The sequence below is a fragment of the Candidatus Thorarchaeota archaeon genome (genome assembly GCA_013388835.1).
In the GTDB taxonomy this organism is placed as follows: domain Archaea; phylum Asgardarchaeota; class Thorarchaeia; order Thorarchaeales; family Thorarchaeaceae; genus JACAEL01.
Window position 1 is genome coordinate 39,824 of the sequence record JACAEL010000069.1, and the last position, 23,744, is coordinate 63,567.

The 23,744-nt window shown below is 53.5% G+C and carries 25 protein-coding genes; 9 read left to right on the forward strand and 16 right to left on the reverse strand.

What is annotated here, in order from left to right:
- Nucleotides 1-146 precede the first annotated feature (146 nt).
- Complete coding sequence (locus HXY34_11430) at nucleotides 147-287, forward strand: type II toxin-antitoxin system ParD family antitoxin (protein ID NWF96742.1); 141 nt, start codon at nucleotides 147-149, stop codon at nucleotides 285-287.
- Between the two features lie 101 nt (nucleotides 288-388).
- Nucleotides 389-1,390, forward strand: a complete 1,002-nt coding sequence (locus HXY34_11435) for a hypothetical protein (protein NWF96743.1) — start codon at nucleotides 389-391, stop codon at nucleotides 1,388-1,390.
- A 9-nt stretch (nucleotides 1,391-1,399) separates the two neighbouring features.
- Here HXY34_11435 and HXY34_11440 read toward each other — a convergent pair whose 3' ends face one another.
- From HXY34_11440 to HXY34_11455, 4 genes are all read right to left on the reverse strand, one after another.
- The gene (locus tag HXY34_11440; protein ID NWF96744.1) at nucleotides 1,400-2,359 is read right to left on the reverse strand and encodes an NAD-dependent epimerase/dehydratase family protein; all 960 of its coding nucleotides are present in this window, start codon (nucleotides 2,357-2,359) and stop codon (nucleotides 1,400-1,402) included.
- Between the two features lie 37 nt (nucleotides 2,360-2,396).
- Nucleotides 2,397-2,978, reverse strand: coding sequence for a YkgJ family cysteine cluster protein (locus tag HXY34_11445; protein ID NWF96745.1), 582 nt, complete (start codon nucleotides 2,976-2,978; stop codon nucleotides 2,397-2,399).
- Nucleotides 2,965-4,149: a pyridoxal phosphate-dependent aminotransferase gene (locus tag HXY34_11450; GenBank protein NWF96746.1), complete on the reverse strand. Its 1,185-nt coding sequence runs from the start codon at nucleotides 4,147-4,149 to the stop codon at nucleotides 2,965-2,967. The genes HXY34_11445 and HXY34_11450 overlap by 14 nt, the downstream gene beginning before the upstream one ends.
- A 173-nt stretch (nucleotides 4,150-4,322) precedes the next feature.
- A complete protein-coding gene (locus tag HXY34_11455; protein NWF96747.1) occupies nucleotides 4,323-5,198 on the reverse strand; it encodes a DUF362 domain-containing protein in 876 nt (291 codons plus the stop codon).
- A gap of 98 nt (nucleotides 5,199-5,296) precedes the next feature.
- Here HXY34_11455 and HXY34_11460 point away from each other — a divergent pair, with 98 nt between their 5' ends.
- Nucleotides 5,297-6,001: a HesA/MoeB/ThiF family protein gene (locus HXY34_11460; GenBank protein ID NWF96748.1), complete on the forward strand. Its 705-nt coding sequence runs from the start codon at nucleotides 5,297-5,299 to the stop codon at nucleotides 5,999-6,001.
- On the opposite strand, the gene HXY34_11465 is transcribed toward HXY34_11460, so the two are convergent.
- Nucleotides 6,002-7,351, reverse strand: coding sequence for a hypothetical protein (locus HXY34_11465; GenBank protein ID NWF96749.1), 1,350 nt, complete (start codon nucleotides 7,349-7,351; stop codon nucleotides 6,002-6,004). It abuts the gene before it with no gap.
- Nucleotides 7,352-7,411: 60 nt separating this feature from the next.
- Nucleotides 7,412-7,885, reverse strand: a complete 474-nt coding sequence (locus HXY34_11470) for a hypothetical protein (GenBank protein NWF96750.1) — start codon at nucleotides 7,883-7,885, stop codon at nucleotides 7,412-7,414.
- A gap of 144 nt (nucleotides 7,886-8,029) precedes the next feature.
- Between HXY34_11470 and HXY34_11475 the strand changes: the two genes are divergently transcribed.
- From HXY34_11475 to HXY34_11485, 3 genes are read left to right on the forward strand one after another with little or no spacing between them, the layout of a single operon-like run.
- Nucleotides 8,030-8,377 (forward strand): DUF59 domain-containing protein, encoded by a 348-nt coding sequence (locus HXY34_11475; protein ID NWF96751.1) that lies wholly within the window; start codon nucleotides 8,030-8,032, stop codon nucleotides 8,375-8,377.
- A 28-nt stretch (nucleotides 8,378-8,405) separates the two neighbouring features.
- Nucleotides 8,406-8,750 carry a zinc ribbon domain-containing protein gene (locus tag HXY34_11480; protein NWF96752.1) on the forward strand — a complete coding sequence of 115 codons (345 nt, stop codon included), beginning with the start codon at nucleotides 8,406-8,408 and terminating at the stop codon, nucleotides 8,748-8,750.
- Between the two features lie 2 nt (nucleotides 8,751-8,752).
- Nucleotides 8,753-9,241 carry a GNAT family N-acetyltransferase gene (locus HXY34_11485; protein ID NWF96753.1) on the forward strand — a complete coding sequence of 163 codons (489 nt, stop codon included), beginning with the start codon at nucleotides 8,753-8,755 and terminating at the stop codon, nucleotides 9,239-9,241.
- Here HXY34_11485 and HXY34_11490 read toward each other — a convergent pair.
- From HXY34_11490 to HXY34_11510, 5 genes are all read right to left on the reverse strand, one after another.
- Nucleotides 9,222-13,118 carry a hypothetical protein gene (locus HXY34_11490; GenBank protein ID NWF96754.1) on the reverse strand — a complete coding sequence of 1,299 codons (3,897 nt, stop codon included), beginning with the start codon at nucleotides 13,116-13,118 and terminating at the stop codon, nucleotides 9,222-9,224. The genes HXY34_11485 and HXY34_11490 overlap by 20 nt on opposite strands.
- Nucleotides 13,119-13,141: 23 nt before the next feature.
- Nucleotides 13,142-13,957 carry a hypothetical protein gene (locus tag HXY34_11495; protein ID NWF96755.1) on the reverse strand — a complete coding sequence of 272 codons (816 nt, stop codon included), beginning with the start codon at nucleotides 13,955-13,957 and terminating at the stop codon, nucleotides 13,142-13,144.
- 159 nt (nucleotides 13,958-14,116) lie between these two features.
- Nucleotides 14,117-15,127 (reverse strand): hypothetical protein, encoded by a 1,011-nt coding sequence (locus tag HXY34_11500; GenBank protein NWF96756.1) that lies wholly within the window; start codon nucleotides 15,125-15,127, stop codon nucleotides 14,117-14,119.
- 112 nt (nucleotides 15,128-15,239) lie between these two features.
- Nucleotides 15,240-16,058 (reverse strand): hypothetical protein, encoded by an 819-nt coding sequence (locus HXY34_11505; GenBank protein NWF96757.1) that lies wholly within the window; start codon nucleotides 16,056-16,058, stop codon nucleotides 15,240-15,242.
- A gap of 11 nt (nucleotides 16,059-16,069) precedes the next feature.
- Nucleotides 16,070-17,314, reverse strand: coding sequence for a hypothetical protein (locus tag HXY34_11510; GenBank protein ID NWF96758.1), 1,245 nt, complete (start codon nucleotides 17,312-17,314; stop codon nucleotides 16,070-16,072).
- Nucleotides 17,315-17,622: 308 nt separating this feature from the next.
- On the opposite strand from HXY34_11510, the gene HXY34_11515 reads away from it, so the two are divergent.
- A complete protein-coding gene (locus HXY34_11515) occupies nucleotides 17,623-18,285 on the forward strand; it encodes a hypothetical protein (protein ID NWF96759.1) in 663 nt (220 codons plus the stop codon).
- 116 nt (nucleotides 18,286-18,401) lie between these two features.
- Here HXY34_11515 and HXY34_11520 read toward each other — a convergent pair whose 3' ends face one another.
- Both HXY34_11520 and HXY34_11525 read right to left on the reverse strand, forming a co-directional pair.
- A complete protein-coding gene (locus HXY34_11520; GenBank protein ID NWF96760.1) occupies nucleotides 18,402-18,776 on the reverse strand; it encodes a hypothetical protein in 375 nt (124 codons plus the stop codon).
- A gap of 149 nt (nucleotides 18,777-18,925) precedes the next feature.
- Nucleotides 18,926-19,420 carry a hypothetical protein gene (locus HXY34_11525; GenBank protein NWF96761.1) on the reverse strand — a complete coding sequence of 165 codons (495 nt, stop codon included), beginning with the start codon at nucleotides 19,418-19,420 and terminating at the stop codon, nucleotides 18,926-18,928.
- 71 nt (nucleotides 19,421-19,491) lie between these two features.
- Here HXY34_11525 and HXY34_11530 point away from each other — a divergent pair, with 71 nt between their 5' ends.
- Nucleotides 19,492-20,145, forward strand: coding sequence for a hypothetical protein (locus HXY34_11530; GenBank protein NWF96762.1), 654 nt, complete (start codon nucleotides 19,492-19,494; stop codon nucleotides 20,143-20,145).
- A 12-nt stretch (nucleotides 20,146-20,157) separates the two neighbouring features.
- Here HXY34_11530 and HXY34_11535 read toward each other — a convergent pair whose 3' ends face one another.
- Nucleotides 20,158-21,174 carry a hypothetical protein gene (locus tag HXY34_11535; GenBank protein NWF96763.1) on the reverse strand — a complete coding sequence of 339 codons (1,017 nt, stop codon included), beginning with the start codon at nucleotides 21,172-21,174 and terminating at the stop codon, nucleotides 20,158-20,160.
- 117 nt (nucleotides 21,175-21,291) lie between these two features.
- On the opposite strand from HXY34_11535, the gene HXY34_11540 reads away from it, so the two are divergent.
- A complete protein-coding gene (locus HXY34_11540) occupies nucleotides 21,292-22,170 on the forward strand; it encodes a RimK family alpha-L-glutamate ligase (GenBank protein NWF96764.1) in 879 nt (292 codons plus the stop codon).
- A 13-nt stretch (nucleotides 22,171-22,183) separates the two neighbouring features.
- On the opposite strand, the gene psmA is transcribed toward HXY34_11540, so the two are convergent.
- Complete coding sequence (psmA, locus tag HXY34_11545) at nucleotides 22,184-22,945, reverse strand: archaeal proteasome endopeptidase complex subunit alpha (GenBank protein NWF96765.1); 762 nt, start codon at nucleotides 22,943-22,945, stop codon at nucleotides 22,184-22,186.
- Between the two features lie 86 nt (nucleotides 22,946-23,031).
- Entirely contained in the window at nucleotides 23,032-23,721 is a 690-nt protein-coding gene (locus HXY34_11550; protein NWF96766.1) for an anaerobic ribonucleoside-triphosphate reductase activating protein, read from the reverse strand.
- Between the last annotated feature and the right edge of the window lie 23 nt (nucleotides 23,722-23,744).

The window sequence follows — 23,744 nt, forward strand, 5'->3', positions numbered from 1 at the left end:
TATAACTTCTGCGTATTGGCCCTGCTGAGTTGCCCTATTGTCGAACCTGTACTGGACTCGGAATTCATCACTCCCATCGTATTGGACCAGTAATACCAGCACCCATATTGGTGTATGATGAGGACACAATCGGGTGAATACCGGGAATGAAGCTTGTCACATTACATGTTCCTAACACCTACATTGAAGGCCTAGAGAAGCTCGTAGAGAACAACCTGTATCCGAACAGGTCTGAAGCAATCAGAATCGCAATCAGAGACCTCTTGAAGAGAGAGCTGTGGGGTTGAGCCAGTCCCCGGCTCCTCCCTCCGCCCTCGGCGGTCACGGTGTCCCACCTAGCGAGTTCTGCACAGATATCTCTATATTGGACAGACCGTAGACTCATCTGTTGAAAAGACATCCTAGGGACGCTGATGACTTGCTTGTGGACGAAGAGGGCATAGGTGCAAGAAGATCCATACGTCTTGTCAGAGGGTGCCCCTGCTACAAGGTCTTTGGCGACGAGAAGCTCTGTGTCAACGATGACACTGTGCAAGAGATGGATGTAATCGAGGTTGACCCAACGCTGTTCTCGCTCCACGCAGACCGAGCGGCGATGGAGGAAGAGAGAGCGAATAGTGAGAACATCTGTTACTGCTCAGTCTATGTCAACTATCCAGACAACAGAGTCTATTGCATCTCACAGGGTTGGATGTTGAAGATTCATGGTCGAGAGGTGCTCGGCAATGACCTAGAGGACGCGCTCCAGTTCCTCACGACCAAGGATGTCTCTCAGAGCGCAGAGATATGCAGCGAGTGCCTGTACAAGTTTCTGCTGACTCTGAGCGACCAGTTCGCAGACGCCATGACAAGGAAGGAGAAGACTGACGAGGTCAAGAGGTACGTGGACAAGTTCTCGCTCATGATTGCTCTAAAGCACAGTCAGATAGACGAGATGATGGAGCCGATAGGCTCAGAGAGTGACATAAAGGATAACATGGACCACTTTGCGTTCTTGAGAAGGTACTTGGTCCAACTGTTGGAACAACAATCCTACTGGGGGGACCTTGCAAAGGAGACAAGCAAAGACCCAGAGAAGGTCTGGATGACAAACCTGCTGAGAGACAGGGAGAAGCTCGCACGGTTCGAGTTTCAGTTCTACAGCCAGACACTTCAACTCCGGGACATTTATGACTTCAACCTCATGATCAAGATGCTCTCATTCATCCTCAAGACTGCAGACGAGATACTCTCCATCAACGAGAGGATTCACTCACAGATACGCTCTGAACACTTCAAGGAAGCACTTCAGAAAGACCCTCGGCTTCAACGTCTGGCTTCCTATGCAGACAAGAGCAGGACCATTGAACACAACTTCGGGAACATACTCCAGATACTGAGCAGGCTGTAGACTACCTGTTCATATGACCTCACCAAGAGTGTTTCTCAACCAGCGTATGTACATACGGATACAGTCCTCAAGACTGACCTGAGGCTTCCAACCAAACGACTTCAACAGTGACACATCGAGGTCAGTCAAGACAACATCACCCTGCCAGCCCGCTCTTCCTCCTGTGTACTCAATCCGGGTGTTCCCAAGTCCCAGCTCATCAACAACGAGCTCGGCAATCCTGGACACCCTGAGACGTTCTCCGGAACTCACATTGACAGGCAAGAAGCCCTCCTTTGCTCTCTGCCCAAGCAGGACCGTAGCATCGACAGCGTCATGGACGCATACATAGCTCTTCTCTTGAGTACCATCTCCAAGAACCTCAAGACGACGGGGGTCACTCTTCAGCCTACTGTAGAAGTCGTATATCACACCGTGCGTCGAGCGTGGACCGATGATGTTGCCGAACCTCACTGATACGGCCTCTAGACCATACAGCTCGGAGTAGGATGAGAGATACATCTCAAAGGCACTCTTGGCTGCTCCATAGTTGCTGACGGGACGGAGCAGGGTTGACTCGGGAGTGGGCAGGGTTGTCGCCCGGCCGTAGACCGTACCGCCGGACGATGCGAACACAAACCGTTGGATGCCAGCCTCTCTGACTGCTTCCAGTAGAACCATGCTGCCCATAAGATTGATCTCAAAGTCCCAGAACGGACGAACGGCACTCAGCCGTACATCTGGTTGAGCAGCAAAGTGATACACAGCAGACACACCGTCAAGTGCTTTCTGGACATCATCCCTTGACAGAATGGAGCCCCTTACAAGGACAATGTCGTCACTCTCAATGTGCGAACTCAGATTCTCCTCAAGTCCCGTCGACAGGTCATCAAGAACAACCACTTCATACTCCCGGGCGAGCCTGTCCACTAGGTGACTGCCAACGAATCCAGCGCCACCTGTCACAAGTACGCGTTTCAAGGTAGATATCTCCAAACCCGACGAAGAAACCAACTACATTAAGGCTTTACTGAGTGATGGGCCTCGCGCTTGACAACAGCTCGTCTATCAGGTACTTGGCTGAAGGACTGTGCTCCCGCGCATTCCACATCTCTACGAACGCACGATACTCCTTCATATCGCTGGTGACCTGCAGGGCAACGGTCGCAAGCTCTTCTGCATGTACGGCTGGTCCTTGTCCCAGCCCCTCACAGATGTGTTTCATCGCGCTCAGGCCCCACTTGAGAACCCCGTTGTCTTCTCTGAAGAAGAACGGGAAAGCGCGACAGACGCTCGGTCTCACGGGATATATCATGCACTCGTTCCCGCTGAGAAAGATGCAGTCACCATTCTCAAGCTTCCTCAGGGCCATGTATGCCAGTCCCTTCTCAGTACTGACCGCCGGCACATGTTTCAGACCGGCAGGCACCTCGTCCGCATCAAGAGTGTAGAAGTCAATGGCACGTAGCAACTGCGGGGTGTCAATTCTCAGAGCGTCCCTGATGCGCAGCAGGTCGGAGCCGGTGATGGTGACCAACAGTAACTCACTCCTGCAGCAAGCACCGCACTTGGTGCATTCAAATCGAATCTCGCTACTATGAGACTGCAATGGCCTTGACTTCCTTCATCGGCTTCCGCTCAAGCGTGTGAAGGTAATCGGAGAGAGCGGCAAGGCCTTGTTTGATTGTTTCGGATGAGGTCGCATAGCTGAAGCGCAGATGCCCATCGTACTCCACTCCAAAGGACCTTCCCGGAGTACATACCACTCCGGTGTGCTCAAGTATGCGTTCTGCGAGGGTTTCGCTGGGTATGCCGAAGACAGAGAAGTCAGGAAAGACGTAGAAGGCACCAAGAGGCAGAGGGCAGTTAGTCAGCCCCATTTCACACAGCATGCTGCGCATCAGATTCCTTCGTTTCTCGTACTCCACACGCATCTTCTCAACGGAGGACTGATCGCCTTTGAGTGCTTCAACACCTGCTGCTTGGACGAAGGATGTCGCGCAGGAAGTGGTGTTCTGCTGCACACGAATCATGTTGTCAATAGTGGTAGGATTTCCGACAGCAAAGCCCAGTCGCCAGCCTGTCATGGAGTAAGACTTGGAGAAACCATTGATTACCAGAGTCCGCTCCATCGCCGGGTCAATCTCAAGCATTGAGGTCTGCCTGTGCCCGTCATAGACCAAGGCTTCGTATATCTCATCGCTGAAGATCACAAAGTCATGATCAGTTGCAAGGTCATAGATTGTCTTGAGGTCCTCCTTCATGAGCAGTCCGCCCGTTGGGTTGTTAGGGCTGTTGACCACGATGCAGGTCGTCTTCTTTGTGATGCGTTCTTTCAGCTTCTCCTCATCAAGGGTGTAGGAGGCATCTGTGGGGACCTCGATAGCAGTGGCGCCCACTGTGTCAATCATGACTTTGTAGCTCGGCCAAGCGGGAGTCAGAAGAAGTACATCGTCGCCAGCATCCACGGTTGAGAGGAACCCCATGAAGAGTGCCATCTTCGCTCCGGCCGTGACAATGACATTCTTGCGGCCGTTGATTTCGATGCCTCTCTTGCGGTACATACCCGCTATCGCGTCAAGCAGAGGTGTGATTCCTCGAGCTGAGACATACTTGGTGAATCCCTGATTCAGTGCCTCAATGCCAGCCCGGACGATATTGTCTGGTGTTGGAAAGTCGGGCTGACCTACCTCAAAGTGATAGACACGTTTTCCTTCCTGTTCAAGCCTTGATGCGAGCTCAAACATCTTGAGGGTTTCTGAAGCGGGGATCCTCATCATGTGATGCGAAGTCCAATCCAAAGGAGGCACCTGCCAATTCCAGTTGTTCTTGGCGAGAGTAGGTTCAGGCCTGAACGCAGGGTTATATCGCTTTTGATTGCGATACAATCGACCGGACCCGTTTCGAGTGCCGCAATGCATCACTCCGGACTTCGGACCAATTAGGAGGGCAGTCACTCAGAGTCCCAGTGGTGCCCAGTCCCCCGACCTGTGTTGCAACCTCTCATTGCTGCAAAGGACTCCTCCAACATGGTCCTCTGATGGTCTGTACCTCGGACGCGGACCCGGTCGAGCAGAGCTTCTCCCAGACCGAGCTCATATGCCCTACGAATGTATGGGATGTCCACGGGCTTGATGCCCAGTAACCCTGCACAGAATGCGTCAACGGCAACGGGGTCGGTTCCCAGTACGACACCGCCTATGTGCTGAGACCTACCAGACTCCCGGTCCCCAATGACCACATCGGTGAGGTCCACCACAGACAGCGCAGGTCGGAAGGCCATGAGAAGGTCGACAATGACGTCACTGAGCTGTTCATGATAGACCGACTTGTCCCTCTCCGGAATCAGACCAAAGAGGTTCTTCAGTCCAGCTCCAAGCACGGCTTTGTTCGACTCTCTCTTGACAGTGGCTGCACTCACCAGATATCCGTGCGGTTTCATAAGCAACTCTGGCATACGAATCTTGTTCAAGATGTGGCCCGGCGGGCAGCTTGCGGCGACTGGTGAACTCGACAGATTGACCAATGACACTCGATCTGACTTTAGACTGAAGAGACCCAGACCTGCAAACGCCTGCTCTGCAGTCCGGCGCGGATTGTCGCTCTCAACAACAAAGACGGACTCGCCGGCGAACATCTCGACCAGAGCGCGAATGAGACTGGGATTTGTGTTGCCAACCAAACTCGGGTCATAGATGGAGGGCTTTATGATGACACGATTGAACATGTGGTCAATACGGAGAGGTTCTGAGAGGTTGGAGATGGCCTTCAACAGAGTCTCCCGTGGGTTCCTCCTGACAGCAATAGACACTTCGGCAGTGAAGTCCATAAGCAAGTGTCCCGCTCCAAGGCTTTAAGTTCAATCACTGTACCGTTCCGGCAGAGATGTCACCGCTATCACCAGAAGCACGTGAGAGGTATTCACGGATGCTCAGGCTTTACGACTTCAGCGAAGCCGACATGGAAACCATAGCCAATACGACTGTCGCAGTTGTTGGAGCAGGCGGTCTTGGTAGTCCAGCCCTCAGACTACTCACCTCGATTGGCTTCGGCACGATACGGATTATTGACAACGACATTGTGCAACTGAGCAATCTACAACGCCAGAATCTCTACTTGACCGAGGACATCGGAAGACCGAAGGCAGTCGCTGCAGCAGAGAATCTCAGACTCCAGAACCCTGAGGTCACCATTGAACCCGTAGAGGCGACCATCACTGCAGAGAATGCAGGGATGCTGTTGAAAGGTGTGGACATCATTGTTGACGGACTTGATTCCCTCGAGGCGCGAAGAGCCGTCAACAGAGCGAGCGTGAACATGTGCACACCCTATGTCTTTGCAGGAGCTGTCGAGTACTACGCGAATCTGACCACCATTGTCCCCGGCAAGACTCCCTGCCTCAACTGCATCATGGGTGAGGCAAGAGATGACCCGAACAACACAGCAGCAGTCCGCGGCGTTGATCCAGCGATGCTTGCGGTGGCCTCAGCAATAGAGGTCCGTGAGGCAACCCTTCTGGCGATGGGTAGGGAACCACTGCTCAAGGGACGTCTGATGGCAATTGACATGGCCACCTTGAGCTTCGACACCTTTGAAGTCAAGGCGGCTGACAACTGCGATGTGTGTCGTTAGTCATGTTCCAAAGAAGAGTCGTCGGGCTCGACGTATGCGCTCTTCTTCGCTCTCATCGTCCTCATCAGGTGGAGGCGGAGGCGGTGGGGGATAAGGAGTACCTCTGGACGGCAATCGGTCAGTGAAGTCATCCTCATCGACAGCAGACTCTTCGGCTTCAGTGTGATCTGCCTCCTTTGTCTCTTCAAGAGACGCCGACTCTCTGGACGGACTCGACATGGATGGACGTTCTTCCACCACACTCACTTCTTCATCTGGACTCCTCAGTGCTTCTGGCGCAGTGGAATCCTCGCGAGGTTCATGTCCACGTACCATCTCATCGTACCACAATCCGGTCGGATGAACGCCAGAACGCTCATCAACCGACTCCGGCGCCGCGGCAGACTCTTCGCTCACTGATGACACATGCGGCTCTTCCTCTACTGGTTCGGGAGAGATAGTTATACCATGAGAAGAGAATGCCCGCTCAAGCTCATCCAGTGCCTCTGGTAGCTTCGACTCGGAGAAGGAGGGTTCCTCCTGCCCCGACAGATCCGTGTCTTCATGGAACTCGTCAGTGCTCGGGAGCACCTCAGGGGAGCTCTCGAGACCCTCATCTGATGTGGACCCGCGCCGAGCAGTCTCCTCATGTTCCGCAAAGCCAGACTCGTCGGCCTCGTAGGGCTCCGGCGCATCGAGGTGAAACTCAGACACGAAATCCCTTGGAGGACCTTCGAATCGAAGCTCCTCCGCGTGTTCAGCATCGGTGCGTCGTATGAACCCAAAGCCAGTTCCCGCCGGTTCATCAGGAGTTGGCAAGCCTGCAGACTCTGATTCCGACTCATCCACCACGTCTTCCCCTCCTGCATGAAGCAGGTCTCCGCTCTCCTCGTCAACGAGCTCAGTGTCTTCATGAGTGAAGTCGGCGCGCGCAAGCGGGACCTCCTCAGAGACACGCGCAAGCGGGACCTCTTCAGAAGTCTCGGGTGGTCCGGGGGAAAGGTCTGAAGAGGAATCGAGTGACTCAGCAGGGTCCGGTACCACTTCCACACTCCGTGTGGGTGCTGTGTCCGTTGGGCTCTCCTCAGTTCTCGTTTCCTGTTCGAAACTGAGCTCAGAATCGGCGAGAGACGAGGACCTATCAGCCGACTCCTCCGGACGCTCGCCGCTTGAGCCAAAACTCACACCAAGGAGGTCACTCAGACATGACTCACACTTCTTGGAAACGGCAATGAGTGCCTCATTGAGGAAGTCGTCAAGTGTCTTCGCCTTCTCCGGGTTCCGCCTAGACCACTTGATGAAACTGTCGATCATCCGTAGTGCATCACGGACACCCATCCAATATGATTCGTCGCGGCCGCCTGTAGTCACCAACTGCACCTACATCTGAAGGGGCTCGAATCCGGAAAAGGCTTTTGCATTACGTGCGTCTTACCGCTCTCTCGTCTTGGCCTTCCTCTGAAGAAGCATTTCCTCAGTCAGCTCGTCAAGAAGACGAAGGAACTCCTGTTTTTTCTTAGTAGTCACCCTGGGGCCGGTGAGGAAGACTCTTGTGGGATACCCAGCACCAATCTTCTCTCGAATCTCATTGCGGTAATGAGCCTCAACCTCAGGGTCCGCATCCCTCATGACTATGATTGCAGCTGTTGCACCCTTGAATGTGAGCGAAAGCAGGAGACTCTGAGCCTCGCGTCCAGGGGACATCATAACGGTACGGACATCAGAGCCATCAACCTGGGTCTTGGTGGAGGTTATCTTGATGCCGTCAACCGCAACGACCTTCTCCGTACACATCCTAAGGGTTTCAGCCAGCAAGGAGTCATCGGGACCCACGATAGTGACCTTGAAGAGATAGTGCCCACTCCCGGAACTGCTGTCTTCAACCACCTTCTTCTCTCCTGGCATGCTAGCAGACCCTCTCGCATTATCTGCCGTAAGACTGTATCATGCTAGACCAAGTTGAGACTGATATGTCTTGCGTGGACATGGTGAGCCATAGCCATTAGGTTATTAAGCGTTGATTCGGGGCGAAATGACTAGGTATGAAGAATGACTAGTGCTTCTGAGGTTTTTCAGGCGTTGGCCCCGGTCATGGACCCTGAACACCCTGTCTCAGTGACCGACCCTCGGATGGGGATTGTGAAACAGGAGTTCATCAGCGTCGATGAAGGAAGAATCACGGTGCAGTTCAAGCCAACGGTACCCTATTGCCCGATGGGAGGACTGATAGGAGTCCTCATTCGTCATCATCTCGAGAAGGTATACCCTGGCACCAAGATATCCGTGAGGGTTGTCCCCGGCACCCATGCAAGAGAGACTGATGTCAATGATATGATAAATGACGACGGCAAGTACGCCCAGATAATCAAGCAGATGAAGGAAAGAGGCATGATCTAGGTCGTGTCCTGAAGTGCGCGTGTCCGTCATGTTCATGGTTCTTGGTCTGACCGCCATAGCATTGGGACTGATGCTGGTCCTGATTCTTGCAGACAGCAGTTCTGCAGGGGGATTCTTCTTCGTCGTCCCCTTCATGTTTCCGCTTGGTGCCCCCGGAGTGGTCTTTGCATTTGCCTTCATCGCCGTGGCTGTGGTCTTCATGGTCATGTTCGTGACTCAATTGAGAATGGTCGGATGGGGCCTTGAGTCCGTCACACAGGGGCATCGTGAGGAGCGGTCAGTTCACCATAGATGTGCCTTCTGCGAAAGGAGTGTGCCCTCAGATGCAGTATTCTGCCCGTATTGTGGCATTCGCATCCAAGAGGGACAATAGGTATGACTGATTCGGTGACATTGGAGCCTCTCAATGAGACAGACTTGGAGGCGGTAGTGGAGCTGGAGAAACAGTGCTTCCCGGACCCATGGGAGAGTGATCTCTTCCGACTGTTCGCAGACCTTGGAGGAATGATACAAGGACCCGGAGGCACTATCTTGAGATTCTACGTGGCGCATCTAAGGCAGGAGGTGGTAGGCTATGTCTGCTGGGAGGACAGCAGGAGGAATAGAGAGGCGAGAGTCAGCAACATAGCAGTTGCACCCAGGTACAGGCGGCTTGGGATTGGAACACTCCTGATGCGGTTTGTCATGGCCTCCGCGCAACGGGCGGGCTGTGCCAGACTCAGTCTTGAAGTGCGAGAGAAGAACCTCCCAGCCCGGCGACTATATGAGAAGATGGGACTGCATCCTACAGGACGCAGCCCCAAGTACTATGGAGATGAAGATGCCATCATCTACTCGACTTCGCTTACTTCTTCGCCTCTCTGACGAGACTTGGCCCCAGCAGGTCGTGAAACAGTCCGAGATAGCCAGGGGACACCGTGACCAGAGCAATCGACTTCTCTATGTCCTTGACGCTACCAAGCACCATCTCCTTGTCATCGCGCACTGAAAGCAATGGTGGGGACTTCTCTCGCCACACTCTCCAGCCGGGCAGTTGCTCCGGGGTCTCTTCCGTTTCCTCTGAGAGAGGCACCACGAGGACTCTTCGGCCAGCTTCCTTCACTTTCGCCAGCTTCTTGATGTCTACGAGCGTCAAGTCCGGGACCGAGATCAGTATGGACTCTTCAGCTCGCTGGGCCATGTCGTGGATATAGGCGAGTATCTCCTCGCGGCCGCTCAGGTACCACGTATCACTGGCAGACACCTTCGACAACTCTGTAGATGCCGAGTGTACTGACTCAAGAGCATGGAGAATCTGAGCAAGGGCATTCGCCGAGTGAAGAGCAGCGGACTTGATGAGCGCTCCAAGCTGATTCTGCGACACTTTCACCTCTCCACCCCACTTCCGAAGACTCTTATCTGAAGTGGTCTCAAAGGTCCCTAGTAGGTCATTTCGTGTCTGGAGGAAGACAGACCCTGCTTCGCTGGCACTGGTCGTGGCTCTGGTGACCATCTGGGTTGTGCGCTGAGAGATAGAACTGACTTCGTTTCGAACGGACTCGGTCAGTTCATGGACAGCATCTCCTAGCTTCTTCTTGAGCACAATAGCCGCCGCTTCAAGTCTTCTGTATGACTGCACATTGCCAGCTACTAATGCTCCCTGAGTCCTCTCAATGACAGCGTCACGCGAAGTGCCAGCCTGTCTGACAAGCGTGTCGACAAATTTGCGGTACGCATCGGTGGCTGCCTTGATTTCAGCAGTAATGTCTGAGATTCCTGCGGAGAGCGAGTCTTGGACAACCTTCTCCTCGGCTTCTGCATCGGCGGATGCTGAGGCGACTTCCGCTGCGACAGTCTCCTTGACGGACTTCTCAAAACCGTTCAATGACTTTGTGGCCTTCTGGATGACGGATGCGCTCTTCTGACTCAAGTCTTCGATTGACGCGGTCACTGCCCCTTCGACCTGATTCAGAACTGCTTCCAGCAACTCTTGGATCTTGTCTGCATTGGCCTCTCCTGTTTCAGTCAATGCTCGGCTGGTCGTCTCATCGCTCCTCTGAAGCGTCCGCTGTACCACGTCCACTGCATTTGCAAGTTTCACACCCAGACTTGTCAGTGACGTGGAGAAGTCATCCAACTTCGTCTCAAACCACACGGATGAGGCGTCAATGGCTTGAGAGGCCTCCGTCTTGAACGAGGCTATCGAGGCAGCAGCCGTATCCAGTAGGGCCGCCCTTGACTTCACTCCCTGAGTCTGTCTCTCCGCCAGCGCCTTGTGATACGCACCCAGCCGCTCAGTGGCGGACTCCATGGTCTTCTTGGACAGCGCGTCAAGACTCTTGCTTGTTTCGGCGACAACCCGAGTTGCGGTATCGATATGGTCGGAGATATGCTTCTCCGTGAGTGCGCGGACGTTATCGATACTCTTGACCAAGGCGGACTCTAGGGAGTCACGGGCTGAATCCAGCCGCTGTGTAACTACTGCATTCGCTTCGGAGACTGTCTTCTTGAATGCCTGTGCAGCCCCAAGTAAGTCCTGACAAACCTCACTCACAGTCGAGCTCTCAATCTCCTTGAGCGCATCATGAACGGTCTTCAGAGAGGCTTCGATTTGCTCAAGGGCATCCTCGACGCTCTGGGATATTCCTGCCTTATTGTCATCAATGAGGCTCTCAAGCTGCTTCCGGATGGACTCAAGAGCGAGAGAGGCCTCTGCAACCCTGGCTGCAATCTGCGACGCGAACTCCTCACGAATCTTGACCGAGTCTTCTTTCAGGACCGAAACCTCGCTTCGTAGAGAGTTCGTGAGCTCAGCATGTGCAGATGTTATGGTGTCCCGTGCTTCAAGGGCTTGACTTGAGATCATGCCATTGAAGGCAGACTCTACCTCTGCCACCATCTCTGCAAAACGCTTTGTCAGCTCTTCGACATGCCCATGGAACTCCGCCCGCATCTCCTGTGCTTGCCGTTCTATCCGCCCAATCTGCTCTTGGACAGATACATCGATTGCTTTCTGTGCCTTTTCCGTGTGTGAGCCGATACGTGACACACCTTGTGCAAGTCGCTCGTCAATCCTGGACTTGAGCTCTTCATAGAGGGAGATGACTTCTTCCAGACTCGCCTTCGTTGAGGTGGCATAAGCAGACACCATCTCGTCGAGCTTGGACCCCACCGACGAGTCAAGGTCTTGGGCGGTCTTCCGGATGGTGGTCAGGGTGGCTTGACCCTTCGCTGCCCCTGATGACACAATGCTGCTAAAGGCGGACTTCAGTCGATTGCTCATGCTTTCCGCCAGTCCGGTCAACTCATTGACCTCAGTGTCTAGAAGAGATGAGACATCGGCCGCAGTGGTTGACACCTGTTTCGCAAGGCTCTTTGCTGTCGACTTGGCCAGCTTGTCAAGACTGGCGATTAGAGTATCTCTTACTTGGACGAAACGGGTAGACTCTATCTGTGATTCACTCTCAAGAACCTGCAAGATGGAATTCTTGGCCTCTCCCAATGCGGACTCCAAGTCGGCATTGGTCTTGGATACCAGTTCTTGGATACTCTGGTACTCGGTGTCCATCTGTTGGTTGGAACTCTCGAGATGCTCTGTGATTGTGGCGACCACTGAGTCATGGTATGACTTGTCGGTATGCGCGACCTGTTCAAGCTGTTTCGTGAGTGACGTAACAGTCGACTCTATGTGAGCAGCCACCTCAGCTTTCCATGCATCAATGTCCTCGCTCATGGCATGAACAGATTCGGACGCCTTTGCAATGCCAGCCCTCACTTCTGCAGCCTGTTCTGCATGGACATTCCGGACAGCGACCAGCGAGTTCTTGATGGCTTCCCTTCCGCTCTCATGAATCCTCGCAATCGCAGCTTCCAATCGCTCCAGCTCGTGGAGAATATCGCTCGATGTCGCGTCCATCACAGGAGTCAGCTGCCGGACTTTCTCAGCTGCGACTCCAGACACCCGGGCGCCGATGCTGCTGAACGCGGACCTAACGGCCTTCGCGCTTTGACTGAGCGCATTCATTACAACCTTTTTGGTCTCGTGAACCACCTTCCCTGCAACAGCACTAAATCTGTCAGCGCTCTCCGTTGTCGAAGACAGCTCCGATTGGACCCACTGGTCAAACTCCGCTGAGACCCCATTGAGTTCTGAACTGAGTGTCTTCTGAATCTGATCAAGTTCTCCTTGAAGAGCCGTCAGACCCTCTCCAAGGTTGTTGTCCAACGTGACCTCGACGCCCGCGAGAACGGACTCTACACGTTTCGAGAACTCCTGGAGCAGTGTCCTGACAGCTTCTGCAATCTCGGTGATTTGGTCGTGGACAGCCTTTGCCACTGACAGGTCGTATGCTTCAAGGCCTTCTCGCAGACGCCCGGTGCTTGCTTGACGGACTGTCAACAGCTCGTCGACTAGACTGTCAAGTCCCGAGATGTGAGACTCAACAGCCAGTCCGGTCTTCTCTGCGAAGGACTTCAGCTCATCTCTTGCGGATGAGAGGATAGGTCCAGCACTCATACATAGCGAAAGTCCTCTGTAGAGAGGAAGGATGCCTTCGCTCTTGACAGCTAGCCCTTTCTCGACAAGTCCCTCCAGCGTCTTCTCGACACGAGCTGGATTGTCTCCCAGAATGAGGGCAATCGCCCCTGCTGTCATGTTGCCACCGATGTATAATGGCAGGAGCACACTGACTTCCGCTTCAGACAGACCAAGAGCCTCTCTCAGAGCAGTCAATTTGCCTCTCAACGCAGATTCGTCACTCATTTCTCAATCCCACCCTGCAATTCTCAACTCCCGTGCTCCTCTGGAGCACCCGTGGCCAATGTGCTGAAAAGTGTTAGCAAGCCGCCCACCATGATTGAGGGTTCACCGTTTCTGACAATAACCTCAACAATGACGTGTGTCCTGTCTTCAACAATTTCCACCCTAAAACTCTCAAACTTCCGGGTCAAATCAGGCTCTAACGCCTTCGTTATCCTTGCTGGGCTCATCTTGGGTACGTCGATTCTCATCGTCCACCAGTTTGGAGTCACGTCCCGACATGACACGGGCAGACTGTAGTAGTTTCCGAACAGTGTGAGGTACAGCTTGAAGACGCCGAAGTCCCGAATCTCGTAATCAAGCGGGTTCATCAACACGATTCCTCTGGTGAAGTCAAAGTGAAACACGAGACCATCACCGGCCAGCAAGAGTAGATCCTGTTCAGTCGCCTTTGCTGATTTGGACCAGAGGCTGCCAAACCGTGTCGTGAACTGCTTTATTGACCCCATCCCTAAGGTTGCGAGAAGGTCCTTGATCAGTAGTCGTCGATTGTCCATACCTCGACCCTTTCGCTCCAGAATGTAACGCTTGACCTGATCCAGATACTGCGAGTAACAGAAGGCTGGCAGGTCTGGAGGTTCAACACCTAGTTCGATGAGCATGTTCAGGAAGTTGCGATTCTTGCAGGCAGGACGCACTGTGCAGCTCAGTCGATCTTCCTGACACGCGGTACACTTCTTCTCATGCAGTTCGAACAGCTCTCTGGCCAGCTGCCGGTCCGAGTCAGTGTCGAGTAGGCGAATTCTGCTTGAGAGCCGAGAGTCGTGGTTCGTGTACTGCATGGTGCTTCATCTCAGGAATGATAGAAGTGGTCGAGGCCTAGATGAGAACGTGCCTTCCTGAAGTCTAAGCAGCAAGAGGACCATCGTAAAAATAAACCTATGGCAATGTAAACCGTCCGCTGCACGATGGGAGGACCGTGTACAGAAGCACTGATAGCTCTAGGACCTTGCGGCTTCCTTGAGCTTGGAGGTCCAGCTGCGTATTTCCTTGTTGAGCCGCGCTATGTCATTATCGTTCAGCGTCGCGGTCGGCGGGTAGGACTTGAGTTCTCGTGCGATTCGTCCGAAGTCATGTAGGACAGGAGTGGGACGCTGAAGTTGACTGGTAAGCTGGTCTCGTATCTCCTCAAGAGCTCTGGCCATCTTGACTGCTTCCGTCTGAGGACTTACCATCTTGAGCAGCTTGTCCATTAGGCCATCAATCGTAGATGGCAGAGGACCTTGGAACACGCGGGGTTCCTCAGGCACTTCGGTCGATTCGGTGCGAGCAGGCGCCTTCTTTCCCGCATCCCTCTCCGTGGACGCGGAGACCTGTGACGAATCTATCATCTTGGTCACTGAGCCGAGAGCCTGAGATACCTCTTCAAGCGTCTTGTTGTGCTTGCGTTCTAGGTCGTCGAGCTGACGTACAATGATTCCCACAATCTCCTTTGTCTCTTCGAAGGTCGTCGTGAGATCATGAAATCGCTCCTCAATCCCCGACAGACCAGCAACGTACTGCTGTAGGTCGTCAATCTTCTTGGAGAGAGCATCATTCTCTGAGGCCTCGCTCAGCTGTCTCACTGCACTGTCGATTCTAGTCACTGAACCGACGACTTCGTCAAGCTTCTTTCCCAGTTCACCCACTTCTTGCCTTGCTGAGGCCTTGTCGATTCTTGAGTCGAGCTTCTCGAACACGTTTGTCAACTTGTCGAGTTTCTCAGATATGGCAGAGATGCCCTCGTCCTGCCTTATCTCTTCGACACCCGCTTCTATCTTTGTGACAATCTGAGCCATGGGGTTCATGTGCCCGAGCACCTCTCGAAGGTCCTGTTCCATCGCCTTGAACCGGTCAGCCATCTCCGCTATCGATGAGAGCTTCTTCATCTCATCTCTTACGGAGCGTAACTCACCTGCAATCTTCTCGACCTTCTCTTCCAAACCGTCAATGTGCACCTGATCGTCTGGCATTTGAGCTTCCAATCCTGCAAGAGGCTGTTTCGCATTGTTTTGTGATGCACATATAGCCTTTCGGTAAATGAATACCTGCCTTGGACTGCCACAGTCATGACGACATTCGGAATCATTTTGCCCTGATGATCTCGATTCCCAAGTCTTCGAGAACCGGCAAGACTCTCTCTCGCTGCGATGCGTTCGTGCCCTTCCAGTCAATCAGCGCGGTCTTCACAGTGCTGGCAGACCGCCTCACCATCTGGCCAATAGTATCGGGGGCTATATCATCCATTGCATACCTGGCGGCCATATGACCGATGTCACATTCGCCGTCCAGGACAATGCTGTTGAACTTGCTCGCATAGTGAGTACCCCCAAAGGCAATGGCGGAGTCGCCTCCAAGAGATGGTTCCAGACAGTCCATCACTGCTGCAGCAACTGCAGCTGCGCCTTCAGGGTGGTTCCAATAGGTCTCGTCACTGCCAAGCTCAACAAAGAGAAGCGGAGTCATGAGGTTGGTCGGGCCGTGATGTGTCACCTCAAGCGATACGTCAAAGTCATGAAGACCACGCTCCTCGCGTTCTGCATATAGGCGTCTCAACGCCGCCGAAACCAGCCTGGGGGCACTGACAGACAATGCCCTTGGTTGACCACCAAAGGCAGTGTCTTCACCAAAGTTCCCTGTGCTGTGCACAAGGAGGGAGGGCCTTCCCGACTGTGCTCTGTGTCTAGAGCAGAAGATGAACACCTCTGGACGGAAGTGGTCTTCCAGGTGGTCACACGCAATCATGTCGCGTTCAGTGGTGATGAGCTTGGCTTTCGTATCCAGTGTATACACCGGGCTCCCCTCAAAGGACTCGCCGTCTTCACTGAAGCCGTAGTCAGAAACAAGTACGCGAAGGATGTTCTGACTCGCTGGGTCCTTCTTGGAGGTTACTAGGACTCGCAAGGCATTCGCCCTCAGCTTGGTACTGTGCACTTCTCAAGCAGCGGTTCCAGAGTCAGTCCCATCTCAATCTTGACCTTCTCTTGGAACGACTGCTCTATCTCAGTCTCTATCCTGGCCCTGAACTCAACAATCTTATCGAGTTGGCGCGTTATCTCGTCTCTTACGCGCAGCATGTCGTTAGTGTGGTACTCTAGATCCTTTGAGGCCTCTTCGAACCGATGCTCAAGTCTCGAGGCCTGTTGGTATACTTCCGATCCGGCAAAGGCACGGCGGTTCTCATCGATTGATTTGGCCTTTGTCTGAAGCTCGGCCAGTGCACCACTTCTGATGGCATCAATCTCCTCCACGGCTCGTCGCTCAAGACGCCGATCCTTCAATGGGAGTGAGCCACGCTCAATTGCCTCGCGCACCGCCATAAGCCCCTCGACCAGGGCCGGATAGCCTACAGCATCTGCTGTTATCGCCTTCAGGGGGTCTTCGAAGTAGTCCGTCAGAGCCTTCTGGCCCGCAGGCCCTACCCGAACGCCAGTGTCATGCTGAAGGAACTTCTTGACGGGCTTCTTGAGGGTGTTCAGTTTCATCTGAAGGACGCTCTGGACGCGCTCAGCCTCCTCATCAAGGTTGAGCAGCCCAGACACGTTGGATGTCTGTCTGAAGGTCTCAAGCTCTCGCTTGGCCTCCTCATACTCTTTCTTGGCCTGTTCGAGCTTGGTGCGTATCTGACGAATTGTCTCATCGTAGACTTCTCTGCTATAGCCGAGCTCACGAAGTGCGTTTATCCTCTGACCAATTCTCTCAAGGTCCTTGAGCCATGAGAACTCATAGAGCAGCTTCTGCAACCGAGACATCTCCTGCATGAGGTCCTTCATGTAGATGTCCAGCTGTTTGATGGTGCTCTTGTGTTTCTTGTCCATCCGTCGAATCCAGCGAGCTCCAGCACCCCACAGCTCCTGTATGAAGCGTTGAATCTCGTTCTGCATCGCCTCTGTATTGCTGTAAGATATCTCTTCGCCCAGACCGAAGTTCTTCACTATCTCGTCCAGCTTCAGAGCGAAACGTGTGGAAGTCCCCACTGACTCGGGATCATCATCATCAGCCGCATCCTCTTTGAGCTCATTTGCAATCGCCTGGATGTCCTTCAAAGCCCGGTCGACAACCTTGTAGCTCCTCTCCGCTCGCCTTGTGAACTCCTTCGACTTGTCGGCCAATCTCTTGCGGTACCATTTCTCTAGCTCGTCAAGAGTAAGCGAGGACATGAATCAAACCCCAGATGACTACCCGCTCTTGGAGCCACATATCAATCTTGCGAACCACATGGTCAGGAGTCACCGGATGACTAAACTGTTGGGAGTGACTACGAACCAGTAGATTAGTTTTATATCGTGTCGCGTGGGTGTGCTCAAGCAAGGACCAGTGAAAGGCAATGACAGAGATACTGGAAACTGGTGGTCGACACCCAAGAATTGACCTCAGCTATGCAGTTGAGTGCACTTCTTGAGGAAGTGGTCGCATCGGCTTCTACATCAAGCGTCTGAGCCTCATCGACTCCTTAGGAATCGAGCGATTGCTGCTGAAGAATCCCACGGACTATCAAGGCGGGTTCTGGTTCTCCTACATGCATGAAGGGGAGTACTTCAAGTCGGCATCGACCGAGGTTGAGAGCATCAAGCTAATCCGCAAGGAGCAGATTGGAAAGAAGCTTAGAGTGACTCTTCATCATAAGCCCTCTGCATTCAAGAAACCGAAACTTGAGGTTCAGGTGGACTTGCTGAGCTACGACGAGCCAGTCCTGATGATTCGCTATCGGATGCGTAACATCACCGAGGAGCCCATCAAAGAGATGCTGCTGTACAACCTCATGGACTTTGATGTTGGCGGTCCGGCAAGCTATCAGGACGACAGTGCGGCTTTCAATCCGGAGAGTGGCATAATGCGCGTGTGGGACCCGAACGGGGTGTTCGTCAGTATATCGTCTGAACCCAAGCCTGATGCATGGGAGATATCAGCACCGGCTAAGAATAAGCTTGGAGACGGCCGCCGCGACCTGCTCAAGAATCTGGAGTATGGGCCCAAGGACATAGCCACTGCCCTGCAGTGGCACATTGGCACACTCGACGCGGACCAGTCGCGGACTGTGGACATGGTCCTTGCAGCGTCCGGGAGTCAAGAGGACACCTCGGCCCTCACATCCAGTGCATGGGAAGTGTTTGCTGCGAAGATGCGATGATGCGGTTCTGAAAAGCACTTGAATCGCAGAGCCGAGGGAAGCACCCTCGCTTCTCAGCAGACACTTCAGTAAGGGAGCAGGGACTCGCAGTGAGTCCCTCGCTCATGGCATCTTGCCTAACGGAGATGTTTCACCAATGACATGGCAGGGGGAGTAAGTAGGGCCGGTCTTCCTCGGTTGTCTGAACTGCCACCAGTGATCAGCCCGAGCTCAACAAGAGACCTCAGGTTCCACTTCACTGTGGAGTACGGGATTCCGCTCTTGCGAGACACAATGTCAGCCAGCGATGTCAGCGTCAGACTGTCTCGTCCAAGCACGGCAGCCGAGTGCTTCAGAACAGTCTTCTGTGTCCGACTCAGTTTCGCCTCGGCCAGCACCAGATATGCTTTGAAGAGGGTCTCAGAAGAAGTCTCATCAGTGTGAGGGCTAGTTTCTCCAGATTGCCTGCTGCTGGAGAACACATTCACCTCGACGGTGGATTTGATACTCACCTTTTCGGCCTTCGACCCGACACTGATGGGTAGGGGTCTGCAACTTGCTACCCATTGCGCTTTTCACCTCTCAGACTCATAAGATAATCACTGGCTTGTCTGCATCACACTTAAGTCTTTATGAAGCCGTCAGACACATAGTCAGTGAGTCATTGAAGATCCTCAGGAAGGTCCAGCCCGAGTGACTTCAGTCTGCCGAAGCCTTGACTGAACATACTCATGTAATGACGGATGTCCTCTTCCGACTCCGCAATTGCTTGCAGTGCAGACCCTATGTCCTCCAGTCCCCCTTTCTGGTACTCCTCAATCATCATATCGAAGGCGTCGCTCATATGCAGAATACCGTCTTGTATGCGCAAGGCCAGATCGAGCATTGACTGGACCACTTGAATTGTGTCTACATCAGGCATATACGGGAGGAAGTCCTCAAGGGCAACTCCAGCCTCCCTGCACTTGTCAACACGACCAGGGATGACGACATCACGCATATTGTACATCCATCCCAATCGCTGAGATTCGGTCAGCTCGTGAAGATTCTCCATGTTGAAGTACGAGGTCCACGGACCAAACTCCGACGTCTCATAGTATATCCAATCGTCGAAGGCTCCTAGAACTCTCTTCCAAGCATCCTCCATCTCGGACAATCGATGTTCGCCTCTGTGTTGCAAAACACTGACAGCGGGTGTTATAAACTAACGGAAGGCAAGAGAGTCATGTGACGGCTGCGACAATAGTCGGTCTTCTTCGGAAGACAAAGGAAAGCGGGACCATCTCAGAGGTCGATGAGGCCACCGTCGAGGTCCTTCGAGAGCTTGCCATTCCCCTCGTCAATGGGGTCTGGCAGCTTGACAGGCGACAACGTGTTGAATTGGCCAAGAGAGCGGTCTCGTGCGGCGCACAGATTGACACGGTCGTCGGTACACTCAGCTGGAAGGACTTCGAGAGATTTATCGCGGGAGTCCTTGAAGAGAACAACTACAAGTGCATAGAGAGTTTCAGAAGAAGAGGTGACTCCGACACAGAAGGGATGGAGATAGACGTAGTGGGCGTCCTCGGAAGGAGAGTGGTGTCAGTGGATGCCAAGATGTGGGGAGTACGGTCCGGAAAGACAGGTGCTCTGAGGACAGCTGCACAGAGGCAGGCGTCCCGAACAGAACGACTCGTCACTATGCTTCCAAGAATAGCCGAGCGACTTGGGATTAGCGGTGGGACCTACCATCTATATCCCGTGCTTGTCACATGGCTGATTGAAGATGTGGAAATAGCAGATGGCGTGCCTATAGTCCCAGTGTTCAAGTTCAACTCGTTCATTCTGGACATCGAAATGTATGACGACTTCATGGTGTCATATCCTGGAGAGCTTGCCTAGCTCTAGTCATGGCTAGGATGTCTGCAGTTCCTGCATCCTGTTCGTCACTGTGTCCATCAAGACAGTCTCAATCAGCGATTCAAGAGAGGCCCGAGACCCGAGGACTGATTGGATTGCAGGGTAGGTCATCAAATTCGCCTGTGTGGCCCTTGCGATTGACTGCACTCTCTCCTCGGGCGTGGAGGGTGGTCTGTTCTCGAAGCGCCGCGCATCCTCGTCAATTCTTCCGATGACGTGCTTTAGGATAGCACTGTGGACTTCGTTGGGGTGAATCGAAGCCATTCCAGCACCGCAAGACTGTCCCTCGCCCTCGAAGTCTCCGTGAGCGACGATGATCAGATGCCTCTCCTTTAGTGGCATGGAGAGCCATGTGGCAAAGAACTCGTTGAGGACGGACGTCTCATCTGCGTCTCCAGAGAATCTGGGAATGTAACCTCCAAGACACTGGATAGCCATAGGGACTCCTCTGGGAGTTGGTGGCGGCTCCACACGAGAGTCCGAGCATATCACCACCAGAGTTGTCTCGTCATTGGGTAGTGGCCTTCGGACGCGCGACATCAACAGATTCTCGACTTCGTAAGAACGACCAAGGCCATGAGGCACCAGTCGGGCAGTGCCTGCTTCATAGTCGGCTCTCAGGGCTACAAGGGGAACGCCTTTCAAGTCGGGATGGCTTGAAACCGCCTTCAGGGAGGCTTGAATCACACCATCGGACTCGGCGGCCTCGAAGGTGACTATGACACCCGTTCTATCAGCAAAGTGGCTACTATAGGCGGCAGGACCACCAAATAAGAACGGGGACTGACTCGCACTCATGAGAGGCTTCCTCGGTACTCTGGTTGCATGGAATGCATCACCCTGCTCTAAGGAGAGAAGCTGAAGGTCTTGTTGACTGTGGTCCATTGAGGAGATCAAGAGGAAACGGGGGGACTGTCCCTTCGCAGCAGCGCGCATTCGTTCCCTCAGAGTGGGGTCGGACTTGCGCTTCTCGAACATCTCCTTGGACATCTTGACTAACTGACTCGACATCGAATCACCGCTCAGAATGCTACTGCGGCTGCAGAGTACTATCGAATAAACACTTCCAGCACCTTCAAAACCCCTTTCACGCCACTCCACCAGCAAGCAAAGAAGGTGGATAAACTCGTGCTTCTCGGAGTGTCATATCATGAGAACATCAACAACTGGGCCACCAAGAGCATCATAGATGCGATGACGTTTCGAGGTCACGAAGTGAAGGCCTTCAGGCTCTCAGAACTGGGAGCTGAGGTGCCACACAAGTTCACGCTTCACGAGGACGAGGATGTTTCAGGCATGGCAGGACTGCTGGTCAGGACGATAGGATATGGCACTGGTGACCAGATAACTTACAGAATCAGCCTCCTTGAACACCTCGAGGACGCTGGTGTCTATGTGATGAATCCTGCCTACTCGTTCAGAAGGGCGAAGGACAAGTATGCCACCCTCACTGCACTCCACAAGGCGGGAATAAAGGTACCAAGAACATATGTCGGGGAGAACTTGGATGCTGCGGCCAAGTTTGTGGAAGAAGTCGGAGATGTCGTCATCAAGCCCCTCATAGGGTCCAGAGGACTGGGCTCGATCCGAGCGGAGCACAGAGAGCTGACATACAGAGCGATGAAGTTCATACACCAGCTGGGTCAGGTGCTCTATGTACAAGAGATGATTGACAAGCCCGACAGAGACATACGTGCCTTCGTGATAGGCGGTCAGATGGTGGGGGCCATGTACAGATACCTTCCTGCTGGAGAGTGGCGCACAAATGTTCATGGAGGGGGACAGCCAGTCAAAGCCACTCTGGACCCTGAGTATGTAGAGTGCGCTATCAAGACCGCAGAAGTACTCAGACTGGACTACACCGGTGTGGACATAATAGAGACCCCAGAGGGACCATGTGTAATAGAGGCCAACGCCGCACCTTCGTGGGCCGGTCTCTCAACGGTCATTCCCGTGGACATAGCAGGGGCTATAGTGGACCATCTCGTGAATATGTGCAAGAGGTAGCTGCCCACAGGGATCAGGCCTTTGACACGGCCGCAGCAACAGCCTTCCTAACCTGGTCACGTGAGTATATCCGGAACTGGGCATCCGTCGTGCTGATGGCACCTATCTCCATCCTCTCGCTGCGCTCATCAATCTTGTCAGCGGCAATCTTCTCGCGTTGGGGGCTCAGGACGGCCTTTATTGCAAGTCCAAGCGCTTGATCAAGGCTCAATCCGTCCTTGTATTCCTTCTCCAGAGCTGTTGCAAACATGTCCTTGACAGCGTCTGCATCCTTACCAATCGCAGCGGCCTTGTAGCCCCAGAATGAACCGGAGGGGTCAGTCATGTACAGCTGCGGAACACCTGCATCGACACCAGCCACCAAGAGTGAAACGCCAAAGGGACGGTATCCTCCTGCTTGTGTATACATCTGCTTGATATCGCAGAGGTCAATGACAAGCGAACGGATTGAGATGGGCTCGTCGTAACTGAGCCTACTGATTTGGGCCTGTACTCTTGCCCGGTCTATCAGCTTTCGTGCGTCTGCATGAAGTCCGGAGATTGCAGTGCCTACATGGTCATCAATCAGGAGAATCTTCTTCAGAGAGTCCATGTCCACGAGCTGATGAGGTGTGTGTTTCTCGCCAACAAGAACGACACCGTCAGTCGCCTTCACGCCGACAGCCAAGGGTCCTCTCCGCACAGCCTCGATGGCGTACTCGACCTGATACAGCCGTCCTTCTGGGCTGAACATTGTAATAGCCCTGTCGTAGTTCTGACTTGAAACCGGGAACATATGGGGAAAAGCTCCTTAGACCATTGCCTAGTCAACCATTCAGAATGGGGTTCGGTAGAGAGCGTTAAAAGCTTGTCTGTGCGTTATCAACTCCAATTCAGTCTTATTCGGACTCCGTTGACGTCCATGTTCTGCAGGTCCTTCAGCTCGTCCAGCTGGGGTCTCCGCATTGCTTCAGACTCCTGACAGCTTGGCCGGGGAACGTAGTTCTGCACTGTGTATTGACCCTTGAAACCAAGCTCTGAGAGTACGTGCGCGATTTCGAGAATGTCATCGGGACTGAGCAGGCCGCTGGCATAAGTTGTCCGGGGCCAGAATGCCACATGCGAGTCCAGGACGGCCTCAATACTCGTTCTTACAGATGGCCATGGATTGTATGTGCATCCTGTCACTCGCGGATACGAGTCGGGTCTTGTCTTCATGTCAAACCAGACAGAGTCAAGGTATGTAAGACAACGCCGAAGCACAGTCGGGACTGAACCCTGTGTATTGAGATTGATGTGCTTCCCCCTCTCCTCACGTAGTAGGGCTAGAAGATCTGGAAGGTCCTTGTGAACTGTTGGCTCACCACCAGTGATGCAATACCCGTCGGTAAGATGACCCTGTGACCTGCGCACAATCTCATCCAGCGGGACGGCCACGCCGGAGTCCAGTGGAATCAGCTCGCTGTTCTGACAGTATGGACACCTGAAGTTGCAGCCCCCGGTGAAGATGACTGTCACAGGCTTACCGGGCACATCAGAGAGGCTGACATCGATTATCGACCCGAGACGCAAGCGTCGTCACTCCTATTCGTTCA

What these genes read in the sequence shown, in the direction of transcription:
- HXY34_11430 (NWF96742.1), top strand. Translation starts at nt 147, where the DNA reads ATGAAGCTTGTCACATTACATGTTCCTAACACCTACATTGAAGGCCTA.
- HXY34_11450 (NWF96746.1), bottom strand. Translation starts at nt 4,149, where the DNA reads ATGATGAGGATCCCCGCTTCAGAAACCCTCAAGATGTTTGAGCTCGCA.
- HXY34_11455 (NWF96747.1), bottom strand. Translation starts at nt 5,198, where the DNA reads ATGGACTTCACTGCCGAAGTGTCTATTGCTGTCAGGAGGAACCCACGG.
- HXY34_11460 (NWF96748.1), top strand. Translation starts at nt 5,297, where the DNA reads ATGCTCAGGCTTTACGACTTCAGCGAAGCCGACATGGAAACCATAGCC.
- HXY34_11470 (NWF96750.1), bottom strand. Translation starts at nt 7,885, where the DNA reads ATGCCAGGAGAGAAGAAGGTGGTTGAAGACAGCAGTTCCGGGAGTGGG.
- HXY34_11475 (NWF96751.1), top strand. Translation starts at nt 8,030, where the DNA reads ATGACTAGTGCTTCTGAGGTTTTTCAGGCGTTGGCCCCGGTCATGGAC.
- HXY34_11480 (NWF96752.1), top strand. Translation starts at nt 8,406, where the DNA reads ATGTTCATGGTTCTTGGTCTGACCGCCATAGCATTGGGACTGATGCTG.
- HXY34_11485 (NWF96753.1), top strand. Translation starts at nt 8,753, where the DNA reads ATGACTGATTCGGTGACATTGGAGCCTCTCAATGAGACAGACTTGGAG.
- HXY34_11490 (NWF96754.1), bottom strand. Translation starts at nt 13,118, where the DNA reads ATGAGTGACGAATCTGCGTTGAGAGGCAAATTGACTGCTCTGAGAGAG.
- HXY34_11495 (NWF96755.1), bottom strand. Translation starts at nt 13,957, where the DNA reads ATGCAGTACACGAACCACGACTCTCGGCTCTCAAGCAGAATTCGCCTA.
- HXY34_11500 (NWF96756.1), bottom strand. Translation starts at nt 15,127, where the DNA reads ATGCCAGACGATCAGGTGCACATTGACGGTTTGGAAGAGAAGGTCGAG.
- HXY34_11510 (NWF96758.1), bottom strand. Translation starts at nt 17,314, where the DNA reads ATGTCCTCGCTTACTCTTGACGAGCTAGAGAAATGGTACCGCAAGAGA.
- HXY34_11535 (NWF96763.1), bottom strand. Translation starts at nt 21,174, where the DNA reads ATGTCGAGTCAGTTAGTCAAGATGTCCAAGGAGATGTTCGAGAAGCGC.
- psmA (NWF96765.1), bottom strand. Translation starts at nt 22,945, where the DNA reads ATGTTCCCGGTTTCAAGTCAGAACTACGACAGGGCTATTACAATGTTC.